The 22880-nt window shown below is 70.6% G+C and carries 22 protein-coding genes; 8 read left to right on the plus strand and 14 right to left on the minus strand.

Annotated elements, in window-relative coordinates; translation table 11 throughout:
• Positions 1–4: 4 nt before the first annotated feature.
• The 3 genes from DLJ53_RS13735 to DLJ53_RS13745 all read left to right on the plus strand — a co-directional run bounded on the left by DLJ53_RS13735 (position 5) and on the right by DLJ53_RS13745 (position 3044).
• Positions 5–1150 (plus strand): isobutyryl-CoA dehydrogenase, encoded by a 1146-nt coding sequence (locus DLJ53_RS13735; RefSeq protein ID WP_111346002.1) that lies wholly within the window; start codon positions 5–7, stop codon positions 1148–1150.
• A gap of 221 nt (positions 1151–1371) precedes the next feature.
• Complete coding sequence (gene mmsB / locus DLJ53_RS13740) at positions 1372–2274, plus strand: 3-hydroxyisobutyrate dehydrogenase (protein ID WP_111346004.1); 903 nt, start codon at positions 1372–1374, stop codon at positions 2272–2274.
• Positions 2271–3044 carry an enoyl-CoA hydratase gene (locus DLJ53_RS13745; protein WP_111346005.1) on the plus strand — a complete coding sequence of 258 codons (774 nt, stop codon included), beginning with the start codon at positions 2271–2273 and terminating at the stop codon, positions 3042–3044. Before mmsB ends, DLJ53_RS13745 begins: the two co-directional genes overlap by 4 nt.
• Positions 3045–3134: 90 nt before the next feature.
• On the opposite strand, the gene lpdA is transcribed toward DLJ53_RS13745, so the two are convergent.
• The 5 genes from lpdA to DLJ53_RS13770 all read right to left on the minus strand — a co-directional run bounded on the left by lpdA (position 3135) and on the right by DLJ53_RS13770 (position 8615).
• Positions 3135–4514 carry a dihydrolipoyl dehydrogenase gene (lpdA, locus tag DLJ53_RS13750; RefSeq protein ID WP_111346007.1) on the minus strand — a complete coding sequence of 460 codons (1380 nt, stop codon included), beginning with the start codon at positions 4512–4514 and terminating at the stop codon, positions 3135–3137.
• Positions 4515–4516: 2 nt separating this feature from the next.
• A complete protein-coding gene (locus DLJ53_RS13755) occupies positions 4517–5809 on the minus strand; it encodes a dihydrolipoamide acetyltransferase family protein (RefSeq protein ID WP_111346008.1) in 1293 nt (430 codons plus the stop codon).
• 192 nt (positions 5810–6001) lie between these two features.
• A complete protein-coding gene (locus tag DLJ53_RS13760) occupies positions 6002–7015 on the minus strand; it encodes an alpha-ketoacid dehydrogenase subunit beta (RefSeq protein ID WP_111346316.1) in 1014 nt (337 codons plus the stop codon).
• 26 nt (positions 7016–7041) lie between these two features.
• Positions 7042–8304 carry a 3-methyl-2-oxobutanoate dehydrogenase (2-methylpropanoyl-transferring) subunit alpha gene (locus DLJ53_RS13765; RefSeq protein WP_111346318.1) on the minus strand — a complete coding sequence of 421 codons (1263 nt, stop codon included), beginning with the start codon at positions 8302–8304 and terminating at the stop codon, positions 7042–7044.
• Complete coding sequence (locus DLJ53_RS13770) at positions 8304–8615, minus strand: hypothetical protein (protein ID WP_111346010.1); 312 nt, start codon at positions 8613–8615, stop codon at positions 8304–8306. Before DLJ53_RS13770 ends, DLJ53_RS13765 begins: the two co-directional genes overlap by 1 nt.
• A gap of 142 nt (positions 8616–8757) precedes the next feature.
• Here DLJ53_RS13770 and DLJ53_RS13775 point away from each other — a divergent pair, with 142 nt between their 5' ends.
• A complete protein-coding gene (locus DLJ53_RS13775) occupies positions 8758–9231 on the plus strand; it encodes an Lrp/AsnC family transcriptional regulator (protein WP_111346012.1) in 474 nt (157 codons plus the stop codon).
• 18 nt (positions 9232–9249) lie between these two features.
• On the opposite strand, the gene DLJ53_RS13780 is transcribed toward DLJ53_RS13775, so the two are convergent.
• Positions 9250–9903: a GntR family transcriptional regulator gene (locus tag DLJ53_RS13780; protein WP_111346013.1), complete on the minus strand. Its 654-nt coding sequence runs from the start codon at positions 9901–9903 to the stop codon at positions 9250–9252.
• 117 nt (positions 9904–10020) lie between these two features.
• Complete coding sequence (locus DLJ53_RS13785; protein ID WP_111346015.1) at positions 10021–10731, minus strand: 4-carboxy-4-hydroxy-2-oxoadipate aldolase/oxaloacetate decarboxylase; 711 nt, start codon at positions 10729–10731, stop codon at positions 10021–10023.
• Positions 10732–10878: 147 nt separating this feature from the next.
• Between DLJ53_RS13785 and DLJ53_RS13790 the strand changes: the two genes are divergently transcribed.
• Entirely contained in the window at positions 10879–11376 is a 498-nt protein-coding gene (locus tag DLJ53_RS13790; RefSeq protein ID WP_111346017.1) for a flavin reductase family protein, read from the plus strand.
• Between the two features lie 5 nt (positions 11377–11381).
• Here DLJ53_RS13790 and DLJ53_RS13795 read toward each other — a convergent pair whose 3' ends face one another.
• Genes DLJ53_RS13795 through DLJ53_RS13820 form a run of 6 tightly spaced genes read right to left on the minus strand, consistent with a single transcriptional unit; the run spans position 11382 to position 18167 of the window.
• Positions 11382–13025 carry a GMC family oxidoreductase gene (locus tag DLJ53_RS13795; protein WP_111346018.1) on the minus strand — a complete coding sequence of 548 codons (1644 nt, stop codon included), beginning with the start codon at positions 13023–13025 and terminating at the stop codon, positions 11382–11384.
• Between the two features lie 4 nt (positions 13026–13029).
• The gene (locus tag DLJ53_RS13800) at positions 13030–14028 is read right to left on the minus strand and encodes a flavin reductase (protein ID WP_111346020.1); all 999 of its coding nucleotides are present in this window, start codon (positions 14026–14028) and stop codon (positions 13030–13032) included.
• Positions 14007–15293, minus strand: coding sequence for a TRAP transporter large permease (locus DLJ53_RS13805; protein WP_111346022.1), 1287 nt, complete (start codon positions 15291–15293; stop codon positions 14007–14009). The genes DLJ53_RS13800 and DLJ53_RS13805 overlap by 22 nt, the downstream gene beginning before the upstream one ends.
• The gene (locus DLJ53_RS13810) at positions 15290–15781 is read right to left on the minus strand and encodes a TRAP transporter small permease (protein ID WP_111346024.1); all 492 of its coding nucleotides are present in this window, start codon (positions 15779–15781) and stop codon (positions 15290–15292) included. Before DLJ53_RS13810 ends, DLJ53_RS13805 begins: the two co-directional genes overlap by 4 nt.
• A 6-nt stretch (positions 15782–15787) precedes the next feature.
• Entirely contained in the window at positions 15788–16804 is a 1017-nt protein-coding gene (locus tag DLJ53_RS13815) for a TRAP transporter substrate-binding protein (protein ID WP_111346025.1), read from the minus strand.
• A gap of 52 nt (positions 16805–16856) precedes the next feature.
• Complete coding sequence (locus DLJ53_RS13820) at positions 16857–18167, minus strand: NtaA/DmoA family FMN-dependent monooxygenase (RefSeq protein ID WP_111346027.1); 1311 nt, start codon at positions 18165–18167, stop codon at positions 16857–16859.
• 453 nt (positions 18168–18620) lie between these two features.
• Between DLJ53_RS13820 and DLJ53_RS13825 the strand changes: the two genes are divergently transcribed.
• From DLJ53_RS13825 to DLJ53_RS13835, 3 genes are read left to right on the plus strand one after another with little or no spacing between them, the layout of a single operon-like run.
• On the plus strand, positions 18621–19145 hold the full coding sequence (locus tag DLJ53_RS13825; protein ID WP_111346028.1) for a TRAP transporter small permease: 525 nt from the start codon (positions 18621–18623) through the stop codon (positions 19143–19145).
• Entirely contained in the window at positions 19135–20154 is a 1020-nt protein-coding gene (locus DLJ53_RS13830) for a TRAP transporter substrate-binding protein (protein ID WP_111346030.1), read from the plus strand. The genes DLJ53_RS13825 and DLJ53_RS13830 overlap by 11 nt, the downstream gene beginning before the upstream one ends.
• 45 nt (positions 20155–20199) lie before the next feature.
• The gene (locus DLJ53_RS13835; protein WP_111346032.1) at positions 20200–21495 is read left to right on the plus strand and encodes a TRAP transporter large permease; all 1296 of its coding nucleotides are present in this window, start codon (positions 20200–20202) and stop codon (positions 21493–21495) included.
• 155 nt (positions 21496–21650) lie between these two features.
• On the opposite strand, the gene DLJ53_RS13840 is transcribed toward DLJ53_RS13835, so the two are convergent.
• Entirely contained in the window at positions 21651–22640 is a 990-nt protein-coding gene (locus DLJ53_RS13840; protein WP_111346034.1) for a ketopantoate reductase family protein, read from the minus strand.
• Positions 22641–22880 lie beyond the last annotated feature (240 nt).

Genomic DNA, 22880 nt, shown 5'->3' on the forward strand with positions numbered 1-22880 from the left:
CCCGATGATCGGCTTCGACCCGACCGAGGAGCAGGTCGCCATCCGCCAGATGGCGCTCGACTTCGCGGCCAACGAGATCGCCCCGCACGCCATGGAGTGGGACGAGGCGAAGACCTTCCCCGTCGAGACGCTGCGCGCGGCCGCCGCGCTCGGCTTCGGCGCCATCTACGTCGCCGAGGACGTCGGCGGGTCGGGCCTCAGCCGGCTCGACGCGGCGATGATCTTCGAGGCGCTGTCGACGGGGTGCCCGGCGGTCGCGTCGTACATCTCGATCCACAACATGTGCGCTTGGATGGTCGACCGCTTCGGCTCCGAGGAGCAGAGGCAGGCCTGGCTTCCGTCCCTCGCGACCATGGAGTGCCTCGCGAGCTACTGCCTGACGGAGCCGGGCGCCGGCTCCGACGCCGCCGCCCTCAAGACCCGTGCCCGGCGCGACGGGGACGAGTACGTCCTCGACGGGCAGAAGCAGTTCATCTCCGGCGCGGGGGCTTCGCACCTCTACGTGGTGATGGCGCGCACGGGGGACGACGGCCCGCGCGGCATCTCCACCTTCCTCGTGCCCGGCGATGCGCCCGGCCTCTCCTTCGGCGCCAACGAGCGCAAGATGGGGTGGAACGCGCAGCCGACCCGCGCCGTGGTGCTCGACGGCGTGCGCGTCCCCGCCGCCAACCGCCTCGGCGAGGAAGGCGTCGGCTTCAGGATCGCCATGGCCGGGCTCGACGGCGGCCGGCTCAATATCGCCGCCTGCTCGCTCGGCGGGGCGCAGGCCGCGCTCGACAAGGCGCTCGCCTACATGGCCGAACGCCGCGCCTTCGGCCACGCCCTGAGCGAGTTCCAGGCGCTGCAGTTCCGCCTCGCCGACATGGCGACCGACCTCGAGGTCGCGCGCACCTTCCTGTGGCGCGCCGCCGCCGCGCTCGACGCGAAGGCGTCGGACGCGACGACCCTCTGCGCCATGGCGAAGCGCTTCGTCACCGACGCGGGGTCCGCCGTCGCCAATCAGGCGCTGCAGCTCCACGGCGGCTACGGGTACCTCTCGGAGTACGGCATCGAGAAGCTGGTTCGGGATCTCCGGGTGCACCAGATCCTGGAAGGAACCAACGAGATCATGCGCCTCATCATTGCGCGCTCGCTCGTGCGCGGCCGCTAGCGCATCCCGCGCCCGAAGGATCGCGCCAGAGCGGGACGTGCTCCGGCGCATCATCGGCCGGGAGCGGACCGGCGGGGACGATGCGCCGAACCGCCGGATCGGGGCCGTCCCGTCCGGTCGGGCGGGATCGACCTGACCGGAACGCGCCCCAGGTCTACGATGCCGCCCCCGGCCCCGCCGGTGCCGGGGCGCCCGCAACAGAACATTCGGAGGAGAACACAATGGCCGAGAAAACGGCATTCATCGGGGTGGGGAACATGGGCGGGCCGATGGCCGCCAATCTCGCCAAGGCCGGCTTCGAGGTCGTCGCATTCGACCTGTCCCGCTCGGCCGTAGAGGACGCGAAGCGGCGCGGCCTCACCGTCGCCGGGTCGATGGCCGAGGCCGTCAAGGACGCCTCCGTCGTGGTCACGATGCTGCCGGCGGGCCAGCATGTCCTCTCCGTCTGGGGCGAGCTCGCGAGCCTCATCGGCAGCGGCGCGCTGGTCATCGACTGCTCCACCATCGACGTCGACAGCGCCCGCAAGGCGCACGAGATGATGGCCGGCCACGGCCACCTGACCCTCGACGCGCCGGTCTCCGGCGGCACCGGGGGCGCAGAAGCGGCGACGCTGACCTTCATGGTCGGCGGCAGCAAGTCCGCCTTCGCGGCGGGCGAGCCGGTGCTGGAGCGGATGGGCAAGAAGATCGTCCACTGCGGCGAGGCCGGCGCGGGCCAGGCGGCGAAGATCTGCAACAACATGATCCTCGGCATCTCGATGCTCGGCGTCTGCGAGGCGTTCGTTCTGGCCGAGAAGCTCGGCCTGTCGCATCAGGCGCTCTACGACGTCGCCTCGACATCCTCCGGCCAGTGCTGGTCGCTGACGACCTACTGCCCCGTGCCCGGCCCGGTTCCGACCTCGCCCGCCAACAAGGGCTACATGCCGGGCTTCGCCGCCGCGCTCATGCTGAAGGACCTGTCGCTCGCCCAGGAGGCGGCCCTCTCCTCCGGTGCTTCGACGCCGCTCGGAGCCGAGGCGCGCCAGCTCTACAAGCTCTACGACCAGCTCGGCGAGGGCGGGCGCGACTTCTCCGGCATCATCGACTTCCTGCGCGGGTCGCCGTGCAAGGACGACGCGGCATGAGCGAGCCCGTCGTCCTCGTCGAGACGGTGGGGCGCGTGCGCGTCCTGCGCCTCAACCGCCCCAAGGCGCTGAACGCGCTGAACCGGGAGGTCGCCGCCGCGATGGTCGCGGCGGCCCAGGCGGCGGACGCCGACCCCGCCATCGGCTGCATCGTCGTCGCGGGGTCCGAAAAGGCGTTCGCGGCGGGCGCCGACATCGCCGAGATGAAGGACCAGACTGCGGGAACCATGGCCGCCGCCGACTGGTTCGGCGAGTGGGAGGCGTTCGCGGCCGTGCGCAAGCCGGTCATCGCCGCCGTCTCCGGCTACGCCCTCGGCGGCGGATGCGAGCTCGCCATGATGTGCGACATCATCCTCGCCGCCGACACGGCGAAGTTCGGCCAGCCGGAGATCAAGCTCGGCGTCATGCCGGGCATGGGCGGTAGCCAGCGGCTCGCCCGCGCCATCGGCCAGACCAAGGCGATGGAGATGTGCCTCTCCGGCCGGATGATGGACGCGGCGGAGGCGGAGCGCTCCGGCCTCGTCGCCCGGGTCGTTCCGGCGACCGAGCTGCACGGGGCCGCGATGGAGCTCGCGACGACGATCGCGTCGATGTCGCTGCCGGCGGTCCTCTCCATCAAGGAATCGATCAGGCGCGCCTCGGAAGTGGCGCTGACGGAGGGGGTGCGATTCGAGCGCCGCGTCTTCCACGCCCTCTTCGCGGGGCGCGACCAGACCGAGGGCATGACCGCCTTCCTGGAAAAGCGCACCCCGCAATTCACGCACGAATAGAGCATTTCAGGTCCGGGCGGGCGGCTCGTCCGCGGAAATGCGGGACGTGCCGGAGCGGACGATGCAACCCGCTCCGGACCGCGCCGGGCCTCAGATGTGGACCGCCATCCCCAGCGCCGCGAGGGAAGCCTCCTGGAAGGCCTCGCCCATCGTCGGGTGTGCGTGGATGGTGCCGCTGATGTCCTCGACCCGCGCGCCCATCTCGATGGCGAGCGCGAAGGCGCTCGAAAGCTCCGAGACGCCGGCCCCCACGGCCTGGATGCCGAGGAGGACATGGTCGTCCGCACGCGCCACGACGCGCACGAACCCGTCGTCGCGCCCCACGCTCATCGCCCGCCCGCTCGCCTTGTAGGGGAAGACGCCGACGATGGCGGCCTCGCCGTTCGCCTCGGCCTCCGCCGGCGACAGGCCGGCGCTGACGATCTCCGGATCGGTGAAGCAGACGGCGGGGATGCAGCGCGCGCTCCACTTGCGGCGATGCCCGGCGACCAGCTCGGCGACCATCTCGCCCTGCGCCATGGCCCGGTGGGCGAGCATCGGCTCGCCGGTGACGTCGCCGATGGCGTAGACGCCGCGCATCGACGTCTCGCAGGTGTCGTCGATGGCGACGAACGGCCCCGCCATGTCGAGCGACAGCGGCGACAGCGCCTCGGTCACGGGCCGGCGTCCGACCGTGACGAGCACCTTGTCGGCGGGAAGCCGCTCCTCGCCCTCGCCCGTCGTGACCGTGAGGGCGCCGGCGTCGTAGCCGCCGGCCCTGGCCGAGGTGAGAACGGTGACGCCGAGGGCCTTCAGGCGGGCCGCAACGGGCGCCGTCAGCTCCGCATCGTACTGCGGCAGGATCCGCGCGGCCGCCTCGACCACCGTGACTTTTGTGCCGAGCTTGGCGAAGGCGGTGCCGATCTCGAGCCCGATGTAGCCGCCACCGACCACGGCGAGCCGCTCCGGCCGCTCGGTCAGGGACAATGCGTCCGCCGAGGAGAGCACCGGGCCGCCGAAAGCGAGCCCCGGCAGCTCGACCGGCGCCGAGCCGGTGGCGATCACGACCCGCTCGGCCTTGATGGTCACCGGGACTCCGTCGCTCTCCACCTCGACGGTCTTGCCGTCGCGGAACCGCGCCGTACCGGCGACGTGCCGGACCTTGGCCTTGCGCAGGAGACCGCCGACGCCGCCGTTCAGGCGCGAGACGATCCCGTCCTTCCACGCCACCGTCCTCGCGAGGTCCAGCGACGGAGCGCCGGCGGTGAGGCCCATCTCGGCGAGGTGCGGGTCGCCGCCCATGCGGAAGAATTCGTCCGCCGCGTGGATCAGCGCCTTGGAGGGAATGCAGCCGACGTTGAGGCAGGTGCCGCCCAGCCGCCCGCGGTCGACGATCACCGTGTCGATGCCGAGCTGGCCGGCGCGGATCGCGCAGACGTAGCCGCCGGGTCCGGCGCCGAGCACGAGCAGCCTTGTCGTGATCTCCGTCATCGTCACGCCTCCACGAAGAGGAGCGCGGGCGTCTCCAGCAGCGTCTTGAGGCGCTGCACGAAGACCGCGGCGTCCCACCCGTCGATGACGCGGTGGTCGAAGCTCGAGGAAAGGTTCATCATCTTGCGCGGCACGAAGCGTGTCCCGTCCCAGTGCGGCCGCACGGCCATCCGGTTGACCCCGACGATGGCGACCTCGGGGTGGTTGATGATCGGCGTCGTCGCCAGCGCCCCGAGGGGCCCGAGCGAGGTGATGGTGATCGTCGATCCGGACAGCTCCTCGCGGGAGGCCCGTCCCTCGCGCGCGGCGGCGGAGAGGCGGCCGACGGCGTCGGCGCAGTCCCAGAGGCCGAGGCTCTCCACGTGCCGCACCACGGGAACCATGAGGCCCGCGTCGGTCTGCGTGGCGATGCCGACGTGGACGCCGGCGTGCTGCGTGACGACGCCCGCCTCGGCGTCGAAGTGGGCATTGAGGGCCGGCTGCCGGCGGCAGGCATCGACGAGCGCGCGCATCAGGAACGGCAGGATCGTCAGCTTGCCGCGGTCGGCGGCGTGCTCGGTGTTGAGCGCGGCCCGCAGGTCCTCCAGCGCGGTGACGTCGACCTCCTCGACGATGGTGATGTGGGGGATGTCGCGGTAGGCGAGCGTCATCCGCTCGGCGATCTTGCGGCGCAGGCCGACGACCTTGGTCTCGGTGACCGCCGTCTGCGCCACCCGGCCACGGGCGGGCGCGGCGTCACTGCGGTAGGCGTCGAGATCGTCATGCGTGACTCGGCCGGCGGGGCCGGTCCCGTGGACGAGACGCAGGTCCACCCCCGCGTCCAGCGCCCGCTGGCGCACCGAGGGCGAGGCGAGCGGCTTGCCCGCCCGGTGCGCCGGGGGCGGCTCGGCCGGCGCCTCCCGCTGCGGGGTCCGGGGCGCGGAGGCGGTGCGCCGGCTCTCGGCGGGGGGCGCCGCCTGCACGGCGGGCTCGGGGGCCGCCTCGGCGGCCGCGCTCGGCTCTGGCGACGCGGCGGCGACGGGTTTGGGCGCGTCGTCGCTCACGTTGCCTTCGCCTTGCACCTCGAGGCGCACCAGCTCCGAGCCGATGGCGACCGTGTCGCCGACGGACGCGCCCAGCCGCACCACGCGGCCCGCCCTCGAGGTGGGAATCTCCACCGTCGCCTTGTCGGTCATCACCGCGGCGAGAATGTCGTCCTCGGCGATCTCCTGGCCGACCTCGACCAGCCACTCGACGAGCTCGGCCTCGGCCACCCCCTCCCCGACGTCGGGGACGCGGATCGAATAAAGGCCCATCTCAGCTCTCCCAGATCCTGGCTCGTCGGGATCTCTCGGTCCCGATCTAATGTCGTTCCGGCCGCGCCCGCCGTTCGGGCGCCGGTCTTCCTGCATGGTCTTCGGCGACGCGCCCCCGGCACCCCGGCCGCGCCGGTATTCGCGACGCCGGAAGGCGGCGGTTCGGCCGGGCGGGCGCGCCGGTCCGGCCGGCTAGCGCTGCAGGAGGCGGGTCATCGCCTCGCCGACGCGGGCGGGGCCGGGAAAATAGGTCCACTCCTGCGCGTGCGGGTAGGGCGTATCCCACCCCGCGACGCGGACCACCGGCGCCTCGAGGCTGTAGAAGCAGTGTTCCTGCACCAGCGAGACGAGCTCGGCGCCGTAGCCGCAGGTGAGCGTCGCCTCGTGCAGCACGATGCACCGCCCGGTCTTTTCGACCGACCGCACGATCTGGTCGAGGTCGACCGGCAGCAGGGTGCGCAGGTCGACGATCTCGGCGTCGATGCCCGTCTCCTCCGCCGCCGCCAGCGCGACGTGTACCATCGTGCCGTAGGTCAGGACCGTGAGCGCCTCCCCCTCGCGCCGCACGGCGGCCTTGCCGAGCGGGATCGGCGCGCCGGCCGTGTCCACCTCGCCCAGCGGATGCTTCTTCCAGGAGACGACGGGGCGGTCGTGGTGGCCGTCGAACGGCCCATTGTAGATCCGTTTCGGCTCCAGGACGATGACCGGGTCCGGGTCGGCGATCGCCGAGAGCAGGAGCCCGCGCGCGTCCGCCGGCGTCGACGGCACCACGGTCTTGAGGCCGGTAACGTGGGTGAACAGCGCCTCCGGGCTCTGGCTGTGGGTCTGTGCGCCGTAGATGCCGCCGCCGGTCGGCATGCGCACCACCATCGGGCAGGTGAACTCCCCCGCCGAGCGGTACCTGAGCCGCGCCGCCTCCGAGACGATCTGGTCGTAGGCCGGGTACATGTAGTCGGCGAACTGGATCTCCACGCACGGCTTCATGCCGTAGGCGGCCATGCCGACCGCCGCACCGATGATGCCGAGCTCGCTGATCGGCGTGTCGAAGCAGCGCGACTTGCCGTACTTCTTCTGCAGCCCCGCCGTGCAGCGGAAGACGCCGCCGAAGAAGCCGACGTCCTGGCCGAATACGACGACCCTGTCGTCCTCGGCCATGGCGACGTCGTGGGCGTTCTGGATCGCCTCGATCATCGTCATGTGGGTCAGGGCCGGTGCGATCGCGGCGTCCATGGTCAGTAGCCCGATTCTTGGCGTTGGCGCTTCAGGTGCGGCGGCATCTCTGCATAGACGTCCTCGAACATGTCGCGCGGGGACGGCAGGTTGCCGCTCATCAGGGTGCCGATGGCCTCCGCCTCGCGCTGGGCGGAGACGACGGTGTCGTGCGCCTCCGCCTCGGCCTGGACGTGGCGCTCGTCGGACCACTCGCCGATGGCGACGAGGTGGGCCTTCAGCCGCAGCACCGGGTCGCCGAGCGGCCAGGCGTTGCTCTCCTCCTTCGGCCGGTAGGCGGTCGGATCGTCCGAGGTCGAGTGGCCGCCGGCGCGATATGTGACGTACTCGACCAGCGTCGGGCCGAGGTTCCGCCGCGCCCGCTCCGCCGCCCAACGGGCGACCGCGAGGACGGCGAGGTAGTCGTTCCCGTCCACCCGCAGCGCCGGGATGCCGAAGCCGAGCCCGCGCGCCGCGAACGTCCCAGACCCGCCCCGGGCGATGCCCTGGAAGGTCGAGATCGCCCACTGGTTGTTGACGACGTTGAGGATCACCGGCGCCTTGTAGGTCGAGGCGAAGACGAGCGCGGCGTGAAAGTCGTTCTCCGCCGTCGCGCCCTCGCCGATCCACGCGGCGGCGATCTTCGTGTCGCCGCGGATGGCCGAGCCCATCGCCCAGCCGACGGCCTGGATGTACTGCGTCGCGAGGTTGCCCGAGATCGAGAAGAAGCCGTGCTCCTTGGAGGAGTAGAACACCGGGAGCTGGCGGCCGCGCGCGGTGTCGCCGTCGTTGGAATAGACCTGGCACATCATCTTCATCAGCGGGTAGCCGCTGGAGATGAGGAGGCCCGCCTGGCGGTAGGTGGGGAAGTTCATGTCCCCCCTGGCGAGCGCCCCCTGGAAGGCGCAGCTCACCGCCTCCTCGCCGAGGTGCTGCATGTAGAAGGAGGTCTTGCCCTGCCGCTGGGCCTTCATCATCCGCGCGTCGTAGGCGCGCAGGGTGAGCATGTCCCGAAGACCCTTGCGCAGAACGTCGGGGTCCAGCGCCTCGGCCCACTCGCCAACCGCCTCGCCCTTGCGGTTGAGCACGCGGATGATGGTGAAGGCGAGGTCGCGGATTTCCTGCGGGTCGACGTCGACCGGCGGGCGGCGGACGGTGCCCGCGCGGGGAATGACGGCGTTGGAGAAGTCGGGCGTGTCCCCGGGGCGGAACTCGGGCTCCGGGACGTTGAGGGTGAGCGGCGCGGGCGACGCACCGGGCGGCGGGGTGGCGAACGTCGTTGCCATCAGCCGCCCCTCGCGGCGCCCCGCGCCGTCGCCGCCATGCCGCACGCCGGTGCAGCGACGAGCGTCGCCTCCTCGCTGCCGACGACGCTGGCCGCGACGCTCTCGATCCCGTGGAACGTGGCGACGCGGGCGACGAAGGTGTCGGCGCTGAGGATGCCGTCGGGCTCGTACTCGAGCCGCACCCGGAAGCGGCCGCCGCCGCCGGGCGTCACCGTCAGATCGTGCAGCGCGAAGTTCATGCGCCGCAGGCACCCAAGGACTTTCATCACGTCGTCCGTGGGATCCTGCGACAGGAACCGGATGATATTCATCGTCACCTCCCAGGCCAGTCCATTATGCTGAAAGTGCAGAAAATTTCTGTTCTATCTTTTCGCGCACTGGCCTACAGTGCAGATGATCCTTTTGAATTTCCGCGGATCGTCAAAATTTTCTCCTGCCGAAGGGGCGATCGCCATGCCAAAGCCGCTGGACCGGATGGACCGCAAGATCCTCAAGGCGCTGCTGGGCAACGCGCGGCTGTCCAACAGCCAGCTCGCCGAGCAGGTCGGCCTCTCCTCCAGCCCCTGCTGGCAACGCGTCCGGCGCCTCGAGCAGGACGGCTACATCACCGGCTACTACGCCGCCCTCGACCAGCGCCTCCTCGGCGCCAAGGAGACCGTCATCATCGAGGTCACGCTCGACCGGCACGACGACGACATCCTGGAAAGCTTCGGCGAGGCGATGGCGCGCCTGCCCGAGGTCCTCGAAGTGTACCTCACAACCGGCGAATACGATTACCTCATGAAAGTCGCAGTCGACGGGACGGAGGAGTACGAGCGCTTCCTGCGGGAGCGGCTCTACAAGGTGCGCGGCATCCGCCACACGCGGTCGAGCTTCGCGCTGCGCTGCCTCAAGCAGGCCCACTCGATCGCGCCGATCGACGAATGAGCGCGCCGCCCGCGGCGGTCAGCTCATGAGGTCGAACAGGTACCGCTCGCCGAAGTCGTAGAGCTCGGAGAGCCGGGCGCGCACGTCGTCCGCATCGCCGTCCGCCGCCGCCTGGACGACCCTGGTGTGCAGCGTCAGCGCGTGCTTCAGCCCCTCGGTGCCGACCTGGGTGTGCCAGAAGCGGCGGACGAGGGCGTGCACCGGGCGCATCGCGTCGGTCAGGAAGCGGTTGGCCGCGGCGGCGTCGATCACCGTGTCGAACTGCGCGTCGAAGCCGATGTACCGGGTCAGCTCCGAGCCGGGGATGCAGGCTTCCATCTCCCTGACGAGGCGGGCGAACTCCTGGCGCTGCGCCGGCGTCGCCCGCTCCGTCCCCCGCGAGATGAGGCGGCTCTCGATCCCCCGGCGGATCTCCATGAGCTGAAGCTGCGTGCGCAGGTCCACCTCCGTCACCATGATCCCGCGGCGCGGCATGATGGTGACGAGGTACTCCCGCTCCAGCCGCTTCAACGCCTCGCGGATGGGGGTGCGGCTGAGGCCGAGGGCCGCGCCGAGCTGGTTCTCCGACAGGAGCGACCCGGGCGCGAGATCCAGCGTCACGATCCGGTCGCGGATCGTGGAATAGGCGTTCACGGACAGGGTTTCGAGGTCGTTGCCGAGGGCGATCGTCATCGCTTCAGAATACACCACGCCACAACCGGCACCCCTCGTGTCCAAATTCGGCCTATATCACGCAACCTGATCGTGGTCCAAGGCGCGGGCCGGTCCATGGCCCGTGCCGGACCGCCCTCAACGCGGATCGTTCCAGGCCCCCTCCACCTCGACGATCCCCGCCGCCTCGAACAGCGGCTGCAGGTTCAGGAGGTCGAACATCGTCGCGCCCTCCTTCAGCCTGGCGCGCATCGCCTCCTCCTTGGCCGAGCGCGCCTCCGCGCCGGCGACCGCCGTCTCGACCAGCTCCGGCGGGATCGCCAGCACGCCGTCGGCGTCGCCGACGATGAGGTCGCCCGGATGCACGGTGATGCCGCAAACGACCACCGGCACGTTGGCCGACCCCGGCCCGCGCTTTTCCGGGTGGGAGACGGAGATCACGCTGGCGAACACCGGGAAGCCCATCTCGGCCACCGACGCCGAGTCGCGCGCCGAGCCGTCGATCACCGCGCCGCCGAGGCCCTTGAGCTGCGCGAAGAGGGTCGCCATGTCGCCCCAGAGCGCGCCCTGCACCTCGCCGCCGTTGGTGGCGACGACGACGTCGCCCGGCTCCGCGAGCCTCAGCGCGGCGTGCAGCATGAGATTGTCGCCGGGGTAGTTGAAGCAGGTCACCGCCTGGCCGCAGACCTTCGCCCCGTTCCAGACCGGCCGCATCTTCGGCCCCAGCAGGCACTGGCGTCCCGCCACGGCGCCGAGCCCCTCGTGCAGGTCCGCCACGGTCTGGCGGGCCGCCCGCGCGATGAGATCTCGGTCGATGCGCGGGATTTTGGTATAGACAATAGGTTTCATCGGACCTTCCTCCGGGGTGATCTTCTGGGTCGCTTGCGGGTGAAGCGCCGGTTTTGTATCCAACTAGAATACTAACTGTTTCGCGTGGCGGTCAATCGACTGAGTCGTCAGGAGGGCCGGCACAGCACAGCCAGGAGGACGCCGCCCATGGGCATTCAGCAGACCGGCGAAGCCATCACACCGAGCGGCTTCTGGCAGACGTTGGGCGCCCGCCCGGTCAGCGCGACGCTCGTCACGACGCGGGGCGCGAACGGCCCCTCCGGCTTCCTCGGCCTTTCCTTCGCGCACGTCAGCGCGATCCCGCCGACGGTGCTCGTCTCGGTGGGCTACTCCACCGGCGCGCTCGCCGATCTGCTGGCGTCCAAGATCTTCGCGGTGAGCGCGCTGCCGGCCGGCGAGAGCGCCCTCGCCCGGGGCTTCGGCGGGGAGCTTCCGCCGGAAGAGCGGTTCAACCACGGCTCCTGGGCCCCGTTCGTGACGGGCGCGCCGGTGCTCGCCGACGCGGTGGCGGTGTTCGACTGCACCGTCACCCGCACCGTCGAGGAGGAGGGCGCGGTGATCCTCATCGGCCGCGTGGTGGGACTGCGCGCGGACGGCGGGGCCGCGACGATCGCCCACCAGGGCGGCTACGTCGACGTGACCTGAGCCCCTCACGCCGCGACCTCCGCGGCGCCCGCCGGCATGCGGTTCGTGTCGGCGAGTATGAGCGCGGCGGCCCGCTCGCCGATCATCAGCGCCGGCGCGTGGAGCGCGGCATTCGGCAGGCGCGGCATGATCGAGGTGTCGGCCACGCGCACGCCCTCGACGCCGCGCACCCGCAGCCTGAGGTCGACGACGGCGCCCTCGTCCGGACCCATCGCGCAGGTGCCGCACTGGTGGTACGAGGTGGCGGCGTTGCGGCGGATCTCCTCGATCAGCGCCTCGCGCGTCGTGGCGGCCGGCCCGGGCGCCATCTCCGCCTTGATCCACCTCGCGATCTCCGGCCGGCGCATCACCCGGCGCATCCGCTCCACGCCGGCGGCCAGAACCTCGATGTCGCGCGGATCGCTGAAATAGCCGGTCCGCACCACCGGCGGCGCCAGCGGGTCGGCCGAGCGCAGGCTCACCCGGCCGCGCGAGTGTGGCGTCCCCTGGTAGATGGTGAGGCCGAACCCCTCCTCGCGCGGCAGGAGGTCGAGCGCCGAGCGGCCGCCGATCGGCGGCAGCGCCGACAGCATCACCACCTGCATGTCGGCGAGCGGCAGGTCCGGATCGCTGCGGTAGAACCCGCCGGCCGAGCAGAAGCTCTCTGCCAGCGGTCCCGACCGCGCCGCGAGGTAGGAGAGGCCCGCCCGCGCCACGCCCGCCGGGCTCAGGTGGCTGCGCGCCGTCACCGGCGCCGAACAGGCAAAGCGAGGCCGGTAGCAGGGATGGTTCTGCAGGTTCCGCCCGACGCCCGGCGCGTCCGCGGCCACCTCGATCCCGTGCGCCGCCAGCGCGTCGGCGGGGCCGATACCGGAATGCATCAGGAGCGCCGGGGTCATGATCGCGCCGCCGCACAGGATCACCTCGCGGCTCGCCGTATACGTCACCTCCTGCCCGTTCCGGACCGCAACGACGCCGCGCGCCCGTCCCCCTTCGATCGCCACCCGCAGCACCTGCGCATTGGTCACGACCGCAAGGTTCGCCCGCCCCCGCGCCGGCTCCAGGTAGGCGCGCGAGGCGCTCAGCCGCCGGCCGCGGTCGATATTGACGTCGTACCAGCCGAGGCCCTCGGCATGGTTGGCGTTGAGGTCGTCGACGATCGGGATGCCGGACGCCCCCGCCGCCTCCAGAAAGGCCTCGCAGATGGCGAGCTTCGGGTCGGCCCGGCGCAGGCGCATCGGCCCGTCGGCGCCGTGCCACACCCCCGCCCCCCGCGCATTCGCCTCGGACTTCAGGAAGTACGGCTTCAGCGCGTCGAAGCCCCAGCCGGTGCATCCCGCCTCGGCCCAGCGATCGTACTCGCTGGAGTGGCCGCGGGTGTAGATCATCCCGTTCAGGCTGGACGAGCCGCCCATCACCTTGCCCTGGATCAACGTCATGCGCCGGTCGCCGAGGTCGGGGATCGGCTCGGTCACGAAGTTCCAGTTGAAGCGGGCGATGGATCCGGCGGCGAAGCCGAGGCCCGGCACGCGCAGCACCGGGTGGGCGTCGCTCCCGCCGGCCTCGATCACCATCACCGAGACCGCAGGGTCCTCCGAAAGGCGCGCCGCGACGACGCTCCCGCTCGCCCCCGCCCCCACGACGATGTAGTCGGCCCCCTTCGCCACCATCGCGCTAGAACTGCTGCTCGATGATGCGCGAGAGGACGCGCTGCGTCGCGGCGAGGTCCTCCCTGGCGATCCCCTGCAGCAGCACCTCCTCGCTGAAGCGCGCGTGCTCGACGATCGACAGGATGCGCGCCTCGCCCTCCCCCGTCAGGTGGACCTTGCCGTCCGCGTCCACCGTCACGAGGCCGAGATCGACCACCGATTCCAGGACGTCGAGGCTGGCGTTGAAGTCGAGGAAGAGCTCCGGCAGCAGGTCGCCCAGCGTCGCCCCGGGGTAGGTGTGCGCCGCCTTCAGGAGCCGCGCCTGCATCAGCGAGAGGCCCAGCCCGGCCGTCTTGCGCCCCTTCTCCAGCCGGGAGGCCATCACGCTGTAGGCCCGCGCCGTCAGGTGGGCGAGCGGCTGGTTGTCGATCCCGCGCGCGTCCGCCTTCGGCGCCGGCTCGGTGACGACGCGGGTGTCCGGATGATCGACGGCGACCGCGTAGCGGCCCTTGGCGAAGAGGAGCGGCTGGCGGTCGTAGCGGCAGAAGGTCTCCACCTCGCCCATGAGGATGAGGTGGTCGCCGCCGTCGAAGGCTTCGGTCCGGCGGCACTCGAAGCGGGCCGCGACGTCGTCGAAGAGCGGCGCCGCGCCGCCTCCCTCGGTGTAGGCGAGGTCGACGAACTTGTCCGGCCCCGAGCGGGCGAAGCGCTGCGACAGGTCCATCTGGTCGTGCGCCAACACGTTCACCGCGAAGTGCGTGCAGGCGCTGAAGGCGGCAAAGCTCGTGCTCTCGCGGCGGATCGACCACAGCACCAGCGGCGGGTCGAGCGAGACCGACGCGAAGGAGTTCGACGTCATCCCGTACGGGACGCCGTCGACGGCGGCGGTGATGACGGTGACCCCGGTCGCGAACTCGCCGAGGCTGCGGCGGAAGCCGGGGAGACCGTCGCCCGGCCGGCCGCTTTCGACCGGCCCCTTCGCGGCGGCGGCAGGACGGGGTGTCAGATGTGGAACGGGAGCCATAGGACGACCTCCGGGAACATGACGAGGATGGCGACGGAGAAGAGGACGATTGCCACGAACGGCAGCGAGCCGTAGGCGATGTCCTTCAGCGAGATGGACGGGTTCACCGCCTTGATGGTGAAGAGGTTCATGCCCACCGGCGGCGTAATCAGCCCGACCTCGAGGAGCAGCACGAGCACGATGCCGAACCAGATCGGATCGTATCCGAGGCTGACGATGATGGGATGCACCACCGCGAGCGTCATCAGCATCAGCGACAGCGCGTCCACGAACATGCCGAGGATCAGGTAGATGACGACGATGATGCCGAAGATCGCGAGCGGCGGGTACGGCAGGCCGCCGACCAGCTGGCGGATGTCGGAGTTGATGCCCCAGGTGTAGACCGCGAACGAGAAGATCTGCGCGCCGATGACGATGAAGAGGATCATCGCCGTCAGCGACGCCGTCTCGCCGAGGACGGTCTTCAGCATCCCCCAGGTCAGCGTGCGCTGTCCGGCGGCGGTGAGGAGCGCCATGAAGGCGCCGAGCGCGGCGGCCTCGGTGCTGGTGGTCCAGCCGAGGTAGATGCCGCCCAGCACCACCAGGACGATGGCGAGCACCGGCAGCACGTTGCCGAGCGCGGCGGCGGTGGAGATCGGCGGCGTGTCCGCTGCCCCCGCCGGCGCCACGCTGGGGTCGAGCAGCGCGCGCACGAAGATGTAGATGTGGAAGAGGCTCACCGTCATCAGCGCCGGCAGGAGCGCCGCGATGAAGAGGCTGCCGATCGATTCCTCCACCAGCGAGCCGTAGACGATCAGCGGGATCGACGGCGGGATGAGGATGCCGAGCGTCCCGCCCGCCGCCAGCGTCCCGGTCGAGAGGCGCCGGTCGTAGTGCAGGCGGTCGAGGCTCGGGAGCGCGGCGGTGGCGACCGTCGCGGCCGTCGCGACGCTCGACCCGCTGACGGCCGAGAACACCGCGCTCACCGAGATGTTGGCGTGCAGCAGGCCGCCCGGCACCACCGCCAGCCAGCGCGCCACCGTCTCGTAGAAGCGCTCGGCGACGCGCGAATGCTGCACGATCTGGCCCATCAGGATGAAGAGCGGGATCGCGATCAAGGTCTCCCCCGACGCGGTGTTGAAGACCGTGTGGGCGATGCCGCCGAGGTAGTTCGGGTTGTAGAGGATGGTCCAGAAGACGCCCGTCGCGCCGAGCACCAGCGCGATGGGAAAGCCCGCGGCGAGCAGCAGGAGGACCGTCGCCCCCATCAGCGCCATGACGGTCATGACGGCGCACCCCGCGTGACCAGCGCCCGGGCGTCCTCGACGAGCAGCAGCACCTGGCTCACCATGACGAGGACGAGGCCGGCGACGATGCCGAACTGCACGTAGGCGACGGGCAGGCGCAGGATCCCCTGCGAACGCACCCCGCCGAGGAAGTTGCGCTCGGCAAGGTCGGCGCAGAGCCACACCAGAGTGCCGAGATAGGCGAGCATCAGGACGTGGCCGGCGATCCTCAGCGCGATCCCGCCGCGCGGCGGCAGCAGGGCGGCGATGAAGTCGGTCGCGATGTGGCTGCGGGTGCGTGTCACCATCGGGAGGGCGAGGACGATGATCCACGCCATCAGCACGCCGCCGCCCTCGCTCCCCCAGAAGAACTCGATCCTGAGCGCGCGCAGGACGACGTCGGTCAAGAGCAGCGCGAAGAGGACCGCGAGAAGGATGGAGGACAGCGCGAGCGCCGCCCTCTCGAACCGTTTGGCGGGCGAAGTCACGGCTCGTTACTTCAGCTCGATCCCGAGGTCGGCGAGGACCTCCTTGGCCTGCTCCCCGCCGCGCTCGGCCCACTGCGGGTAGACGTGCTCGACCGCGATCTCGTGGAACTTCGCGTAGAGCTCCGGCGTCGGGGTGGTGATGGTGAAGCCGTCGGCCTTGAGCTGATCAAGCTTGGCGGCGGAGATCTTCGGCATGGTGGCGCGGATCTCGGCCTCGACGCTGTCCATCTCCTCCAGCAGCACCGCGCGCACGTCCTCGGGAAGCTCGTTGAGCCGCGCCTCTGAGACGATCTCGTCCAGCGACAGGAGCAGGACGTTCGTGGCGAAGCCCGACTTCAGCACCTCGTTCCACTTGAAGGCGACGACCGCAGCCGCGCCCGTGAAGACGCCGTCGATGACCCCGCGCTGGAGACCGGTGTAGGCGTCGGCGGCGGAGATGTTGACGGGCGAGGCGCCCGCCGCGGACAGGAACTCGGCCTGCTCCGGACTGAAGGCGCGCACCTTCTTGCCGACGATCCCGTCCATGTCGGTGACCGTGCCGGTGAACCACAGATTGATCGGATCGTAGTAGCCGGTGGCGAGGCTGACGGCGCCGTGGTCGCCGAGAATGCCATCCTTGTAGGAGGCGATCGTCTCGGTCTGCCAGGCCGCGTCCGTCGCCTTCTGGAAGTCCTCGACCGAGAGCAGCTCCTTCATCAGGAAAGGAAGCTGCGGCCCGGCGAGCAGCGGGTAGGTCGAGGCGTTGTAGGCCGGCACCCACTCGGTCATCTCGATGAGCCCGTCGCGCACCAGGGTCAGCGCGTCGACGGCCTTGTAGGGCGTCTCGCCGTAGGTGACGAACTCGATCGAGAGGGCGCCGCCGGTGCGCTCCTCGATGCGCTTGAAGCTCTCGATGAGGAGCTTCGAATATTCGTGCGACGCCGGGTTCACGCCGACGAAGCGCCAGTTGAAGTCGGCCGCGCCGGCCGTCCCCGCCGACGCCCAGAGCGCCGCCGCGGTGGCAAGATGGATCCAGGTCCTCATGATGGTTTCCTCCAGTTTTATGGTTGTTTCGGCCGCCGGCTGTTGATCGCCGTTAGGCCGCCAGGTTTTCACGGAGCGTGGAGCCCGTGTATTCGGGCCGCACCAGGCCGCGCTTGCGCAGGATCGGCACGACGTGGTCGACGAATTCCTCGATCATGCCCGGCTTGGTCGCCGCGCTGAGGTTGAAGCCATAGCCGCCGCTTTCGCGCCAGTAGTGCTCCAGCGCGTCGGCGATCTGCTCCGGCGAGCCGACGACCTGCGGCAGGCCGACCGTGAGGCCCATCTGGATCGCCGCCTCGCGCACGGTGACCTTGCGGCCGGTGTCGCTGCCGATCTGGACGAGCGCGGCGGCCATCCCGCGCGAGGCCTCGGTCGGAACCTCCTCCAGCGGCTGATCGGGGTCGAGGGTGCTGCAGTCGATCCCGAGAGGGGCCGACAGGCGGCTGAGGCCGGCGTCTAGGGGAACGCGCTCGCGCAGCGCCTCCAGCCGGCGCCGGGCCTCCTCCTCGGTGCTGCCGATCACGTACTGGAGGCCGAAGAGGATGCCGATGGGCTCCCGCCCGCCCGCCGCCGCCGCCGCGTCGAAGCGCTCGCGGAAGGCGCGCATCGCCTTGAGGTGCGGCTGGATGGCGAAGATCCCGTCCGCGTGCTTGACGGCGAACTCCATCCCGCGGCCCGAGGACCCCGCCTGGAAGATCACCGGCCGCCCGCCCTGCGGCGAAGGCAGGGTCGGCGAGACCGCCTCGCAGCGGAAGTATTTCCCGACATGCTTCACCCGCGCGATCCGCGAGGGATCGCCGAGGATGCCGGACTCCTTGTCCATCGGCAGCGCGCCGGGGGCGAAGCTGTCCCACAGCGCGTTGCAGATCTCCATGAACTCGTCGGCGACGTCGTAGCGCTCGTCATGGCCGACGAGGTCCTGCCCCACGGCCCTGTGCTCGGCCCGCATGTGGCCGGTGACGACGTTCCAGCCGAGCCGCCCGCCGCTCATGTAGTCGAGCGTCGACAGGCGGCGGTAGGCGAGGAAGGGCGGGTTGCCGGTGATCGACAGGGTGACGCCGACGCCGAGGTGCGTGGTGGCCGCCAGCATCACCGCCGCGACCGGCATCGGGTCGTGGGTCGGCCAGACGACGCCGTAGGTGATCGGCGTCTCGGGACCGTCCTTGTACTGGTCGGAGGCGGCGGGCGTGTCGGCGAAGAAGGCCGCGTCGAAACCGCCCCGCTCCAGCGTGCGCGCCAGGTCCTGCCAGTAGCCGAAGCTGCCCATGCCGGCGAGCTGGCCGTCCTCGGGACTGGCCCAGCTCAGCGCCGTGTGGGTGATCGGCGAGTGGAAGAACATGTGCACGAGATGCATGTGGGCCATCGCCCGTCCTCCGGTCGTTCTTGTTGTTGCGCCGGCCCGCCTCCCGTGCGGCCCGGCCCTCCTTTGCGAGAGGGCCCGGCGCCGGCGGAGGGCCGCGAGTCGCCTGGATTTGACGACTGGTATCCTTCTAGTATACCAATAGCGCCTTAGGAGATCCAGCCCATTTCGTGAGTGTCGGTGCGCATTGTCGAAAGCGTGTGCTGGGCACGATGCGAATGTGGAGGAGATTCTTCTGCGACGGCGTCAGCCCGGGCCGGTCCCTTCCGGTCCACCCGCTCGCCCGGCAATAATTGTACCTGTACAATAAACGTTGCGTATTGACAACGTTGAGGGGCGATGGTTCGATGCCCCCAACAAGAAAAAGTGGCCCGCCGGGACCCCCGTGCGGGCGGCATCGGCGCACCCGGAAATCGCACTCGGCGCCGGTGACATGAGGAAGCGCCGGAGAAGGCCATGCCGCGTGCCGAAGCGATGCTGCGCCGCGTCGAAGACCTGTTGCACGCCCTCGGCTGCACAGCGCTCGTCGTCGTCGCCGTGCTCATCAACGCCGACATCATCTCGCGTGTCGTGGGCCTGCGCCCGCTGGAGATGCAGTTCGAGCTGACCGAGCTCTACCTGATGCCGTCCCTGGCGACGCTCTCGCTCGCACGCGTGTTCCGCGACGGCGGGCACCTCGCCCTCGAGGTCGACACGCCCTCCCTCCTCGGCCCCCTCTGGCCCGTCGTCAGACGGCTCGTGCTCGCCGCGTCCGCCGCCTTCTTCCTGACGGTCGCCTACGTCTCGGGCCGGCATGCGGTCGAGGCGTTCGCCAAGGGATCCATCGAGTTCGGCGTCATCGACTGGCCGCTGGGGTGGGCGTACCTGCCGGTCCCCGTCGGCACCGGCCTTCTCGCCGTCCGGCTCCTCGTGGAGCTCGTAAAACGAGGCGCGCCAAGCGCCCTTGCCACCAACACAGGAGGAGACATCAATGAAATTTAAGGCCACCCTCGCCGCCGCCGCGACCGCCGCCGTCCTCTCCGCCGGGGCGTTCAGCCTCCCCGCGCAGGCCACCGACCTGCGCCTCGGCGACTTCCAGTCCACCACCCACATCGTCTCGGTGAACGGGACGCAGAAGTGGATGAAGGACGTCGAGGCCGCCACCGAAGGCGCCGTGACGTTCACCCACTTCCCGTCCGAGCAGGGCGCCAAGGCCGACGCGCTGCTGGACGCGGTCGCCAACGGCATCCTCGACGTCGCGCTGATCCAGCCCTTCTACACGTCCGAAAAGCTGCCGCTGTGGTCCATCGTCGGCCTGCCCGGCTTCTACGACACCGCCGACAGGGGCACCGAGGCGCTGCAGGCGATGATCGACGAGGGCGCCACCCGCGACGAGCTCCTCGAGGCCGGCGTCGTGCCCATCTTCGCCGTCGCGCTGCCGCCCTACCAGGTGCTCTCCAAGGCCGAGCGGATGGGCGCGCTCGACGCGTGGACCAACAAGAACATCCGCACCAGCGGCGCGGCTCAGGCGCTGATCGCCCGCAGCCTCGGCGGCGCCGGCGTGTCGATGCCCGGCCCCGAGGTCTATACCGGAGTGGAGCGCGGCCGCCTCGACGCGGTCCTCTTCCCGCTCCCCTCCGTGCCCGGCTACAACCTGCAGGAGGTGACGCAGCACATCTCCACGAACGGCTCGTTCGGCGGCTCGCTCCTCATGCTCGTCATGAACAAGGACGTCTTCGAGGGCCTGCCGGAGGACGAGCAGAAGGTCCTCCTCGAGCTCGGCGCCGAGACCGCGAGACACGCCGCCAAGGTGCAGGACGACGCCCAGGCCAAGCTCGCCGACGAATGGGCCGCCGCCGGGATCGACATCTACACCTTCAGCGACGCCGAACTCGACACGCTGAACGAGGCGATGGGCGCCGTCCGGCAGGACTGGCTGGACCGGATCGGCGGCCGCAACAAGGACGCCGCGCCGACCATGGAGCGCTACACGAGCCTATCGGCGAACTGAGGCGCGCGATCGTCCATCCTCCTGTTCCGTAGCCCCTGAGCGACGATGCTGTCCCTAGCCATCCTCGTCATCGTCCTCGCCGTCCTGATGCTGGTGCGCATGCCCGTGGCGTTCGCCATGGGCATCGCCGGGACGGCGGGACTCGCCATCCAGATCGGCACCCGCCCGGCGCTCGCCGTGCTGGAGCGGGTGTTCATCGACACCACCGCCTCGTTCATCCTGGTGGCGATCCCGCTCTTCATCCTGATGGCCGAGCTCCTGACCGCCGGCCAGGTCACACGCCGCGCCATCCTCGCCTGCCAGGCCTGGGTCGGCCATGTGCGGGGCGGACTCGCGGTGGCGACCGTCGGCGCCTCGGTGCTGCTCGCGGCGCTGATCGGCTCCAGCACCGCCTCCACGGCGGCGATGGCGACCTCCGCCTACCCCGAGATGCGCCGCCACAAGTACAACGACCGCCTCGCGACGGCGGTCGTCAGCGTCGGCGGCACGCTGGCGGTGGTGGTGCCGCCCTCCATCGTCCTCGTCGTCTACGGGGTGCTGACGGAGACCTCCATCGGCAAGCTCTTCATCGCCGGCATCGTGCCGGGGCTGATGACGGCCCTGGGCATCTCGACCGTCATCAAGATCGTCTCGCACACCACGGACTACGCGCCGCGGGGCGAACCCTTCCGGCTCGGCCACGCGCTGCGCGCGTCGCGGCACGTGGTGCCGATGGTGCTCCTCATCGTGGCAGTGATCGGCGTCATCTACGGCGGCATCGCCTCGCCGTCGGAGGCGGCCGCGTTCGGGGTGATGGGGGCGCTTGTCCTCGGCCTCGCGCAGCGCTCGCTGCGGCTGGCGTCCCTCGCGCCGTCGGTGAGCACGGCGGTGCGGGCGACCGTGATGATCGTTACCATCATCGCCTGCTCGCACATCTTCGCCAACTACCTGTCCTTCACGCGCGTCACCCAGGATCTCCTGTCGGCCATCGAAGGGAGCGGCCTGCCGGCATACGCCATCCTGTCGATGATGGTCCTCGTCCTCCTGGTGATGGGCATGTTCATGGACCAGCTGGCGATCCTGTCGCTGGCGATGCCCCTCGCCTTCCCGGCCGCGATGGCGCTGGACTTCGACCCGGTCTGGTTCGGCATCGTCGTCACCAAGACGGTGGAGATCGGGCTGATCACGCCGCCGCTCGGCCTCAACGCCTACGTGGCGGCGGGCCAGTCGGGTGTTCGGCTCGGCGAGGTGTTCCGCGGACTGACGCCGTTCATCATCATGGAGCTCGTCGTGCTGACGCTCCTGATCGCCTTCCCGCAGATCACGCTATGGCTCCCCGGCCTGATGCTGGGCCGCGGATGACGCGGTCCGGGCCCGGGCCGCGACTCACGCGGCGAGAGCCCGGGCGGGAGAGCGGACGCACGCCGCCTCCGTCCGGCCCGCCCTCCAGCCCGCCCCTCCCGATCGTGGAACGGGCGGGCGCGGCCTCGCGGTCGTGTGCGGGGCCGTGCAGCGGGTCAGGCGTCGACGAGGGCGCCGGCAGCCGCCATCTGCGCCTCGAGGTCTTCCACGGTGATGGCCCCCGGCTTCAGCCCCTCGCGGGCGAGGCGGGCGGCGAGGTCGACGAGGAAGGCGTTGGCCGGAGCCTCCATCCCGTTGAGGCGCGCCATGAGCACGATCTCGCCGTTCATGAAGTCCGTCTCGACGGAGCCGGCGCCGCGCATGAGGCTCTGCGTGGTGGAGCCGCCGTCGTAGGTCACGCCCTCGATGGGGCTGAACTTCATGAACTTCTTGCGCCGCTCGTCGTCTTCGCCGACGTCCTGCCAGGCGATTCCGGCGGCCTTCAGCACGGCCTCCGCCTCGGCGCAGACGTGGCTGTAGAGCCGCTCGCACTTCACCCCGCGCCCGAGCGTCGCCTCCAGGATGTTGTTGAGGTTGACGAACAGCTTGCCGTACTTCGACGGCATCACGTCGTCGTTGACGTCGGTGGCGATGTTGGCCGCGTTGAGGGCCTCGGCCAGCGCCTCGTCGTGGCGGTTGGAGCCCTTGGGATAGCGGCCGACGTCGAAGATGCCGTGCTTGGGGCCGGAGAAGGCGCAGGCATCGTCCGGATCGGCGATGAAGGCCGGCATGCGGACGGTGACGCCGTGCACCTCCGGGAAGCGGCGCAGCACGAGGCGCTCGTTGGTGACGCCGTTCTGCAGGCAGAAGATCGGCTGCGCGGTGACGCCGGCGGCGCGCAGCCGGTCGAGCGCGGCGATGGTGTCCTGGGTCTTCATCGTCAGCAGGATGGCGTCGTCCGGGCCGAACTCGATCTCGGTCGGGTCGGCGACGCAGGGGAAGTGGACCCGCTTCTCCCACTCGGGCGTGCGGAAGTTCAGCCCGTTCTCCTTGAGGGCCGCGAGACGCTTGCCCCGCGCGATGCCCACGACGTCGCGTCCCGCCAGCGTCAGCGCCGCAGCGACCGCGCCGCCGATGGCGCCCACGCCGTAAACGATGATCCGCATGGATTGCTCACCTTTGTTCCGCCACGACGGGCAGGGTTCGTGTTTCCGGGTCGGAGGGGTCCGCAACGCTCCGGCCGCGCTCCGGCGTCCGGGATGCCCGCACACCCGTCCCACGCCCGGCGAGGGATGAGACGGCGATACGGAGCACGGGATTGCGGTCCTCGAAGAAGCGGCCATTGCCGCAGCGCCGCCGTCCCCGCCATGCCGGCGGCTCGGGCGGCGCCACGGACAGGCTACCGG

Origin of the sequence: Acuticoccus sediminis (genome assembly GCF_003258595.1) — a bacterium.
In the GTDB taxonomy this organism is placed as follows: Bacteria; Pseudomonadota; Alphaproteobacteria; order Rhizobiales; family Amorphaceae; genus Acuticoccus; species Acuticoccus sediminis.

Coding starts and splice junctions, on each gene's coding strand:
- DLJ53_RS13735 (WP_111346002.1), top strand. CDS start 5: ATGATCGGCTTCGACCCGACCGAGGAGCAGGTCGCCATCCGCCAGATG.
- mmsB (WP_111346004.1), top strand. CDS start 1,372: ATGGCCGAGAAAACGGCATTCATCGGGGTGGGGAACATGGGCGGGCCG.
- DLJ53_RS13745 (WP_111346005.1), top strand. CDS start 2,271: ATGAGCGAGCCCGTCGTCCTCGTCGAGACGGTGGGGCGCGTGCGCGTC.
- lpdA (WP_111346007.1), bottom strand. CDS start 4,514: ATGACGGAGATCACGACAAGGCTGCTCGTGCTCGGCGCCGGACCCGGC.
- DLJ53_RS13755 (WP_111346008.1), bottom strand. CDS start 5,809: ATGGGCCTTTATTCGATCCGCGTCCCCGACGTCGGGGAGGGGGTGGCC.
- DLJ53_RS13765 (WP_111346318.1), bottom strand. CDS start 8,304: ATGGCAACGACGTTCGCCACCCCGCCGCCCGGTGCGTCGCCCGCGCCG.
- DLJ53_RS13770 (WP_111346010.1), bottom strand. CDS start 8,615: ATGAATATCATCCGGTTCCTGTCGCAGGATCCCACGGACGACGTGATG.
- DLJ53_RS13775 (WP_111346012.1), top strand. CDS start 8,758: ATGCCAAAGCCGCTGGACCGGATGGACCGCAAGATCCTCAAGGCGCTG.
- DLJ53_RS13780 (WP_111346013.1), bottom strand. CDS start 9,903: ATGACGATCGCCCTCGGCAACGACCTCGAAACCCTGTCCGTGAACGCC.
- DLJ53_RS13785 (WP_111346015.1), bottom strand. CDS start 10,731: ATGAAACCTATTGTCTATACCAAAATCCCGCGCATCGACCGAGATCTC.
- DLJ53_RS13790 (WP_111346017.1), top strand. CDS start 10,879: ATGGGCATTCAGCAGACCGGCGAAGCCATCACACCGAGCGGCTTCTGG.
- DLJ53_RS13795 (WP_111346018.1), bottom strand. CDS start 13,025: ATGGTGGCGAAGGGGGCCGACTACATCGTCGTGGGGGCGGGGGCGAGC.
- DLJ53_RS13800 (WP_111346020.1), bottom strand. CDS start 14,028: ATGGCTCCCGTTCCACATCTGACACCCCGTCCTGCCGCCGCCGCGAAG.
- DLJ53_RS13805 (WP_111346022.1), bottom strand. CDS start 15,293: ATGACCGTCATGGCGCTGATGGGGGCGACGGTCCTCCTGCTGCTCGCC.
- DLJ53_RS13815 (WP_111346025.1), bottom strand. CDS start 16,804: ATGAGGACCTGGATCCATCTTGCCACCGCGGCGGCGCTCTGGGCGTCG.
- DLJ53_RS13820 (WP_111346027.1), bottom strand. CDS start 18,167: ATGGCCCACATGCATCTCGTGCACATGTTCTTCCACTCGCCGATCACC.
- DLJ53_RS13825 (WP_111346028.1), top strand. CDS start 18,621: ATGCCGCGTGCCGAAGCGATGCTGCGCCGCGTCGAAGACCTGTTGCAC.
- DLJ53_RS13830 (WP_111346030.1), top strand. CDS start 19,135: ATGAAATTTAAGGCCACCCTCGCCGCCGCCGCGACCGCCGCCGTCCTC.
- DLJ53_RS13835 (WP_111346032.1), top strand. CDS start 20,200: ATGCTGTCCCTAGCCATCCTCGTCATCGTCCTCGCCGTCCTGATGCTG.
- DLJ53_RS13840 (WP_111346034.1), bottom strand. CDS start 22,640: ATGCGGATCATCGTTTACGGCGTGGGCGCCATCGGCGGCGCGGTCGCT.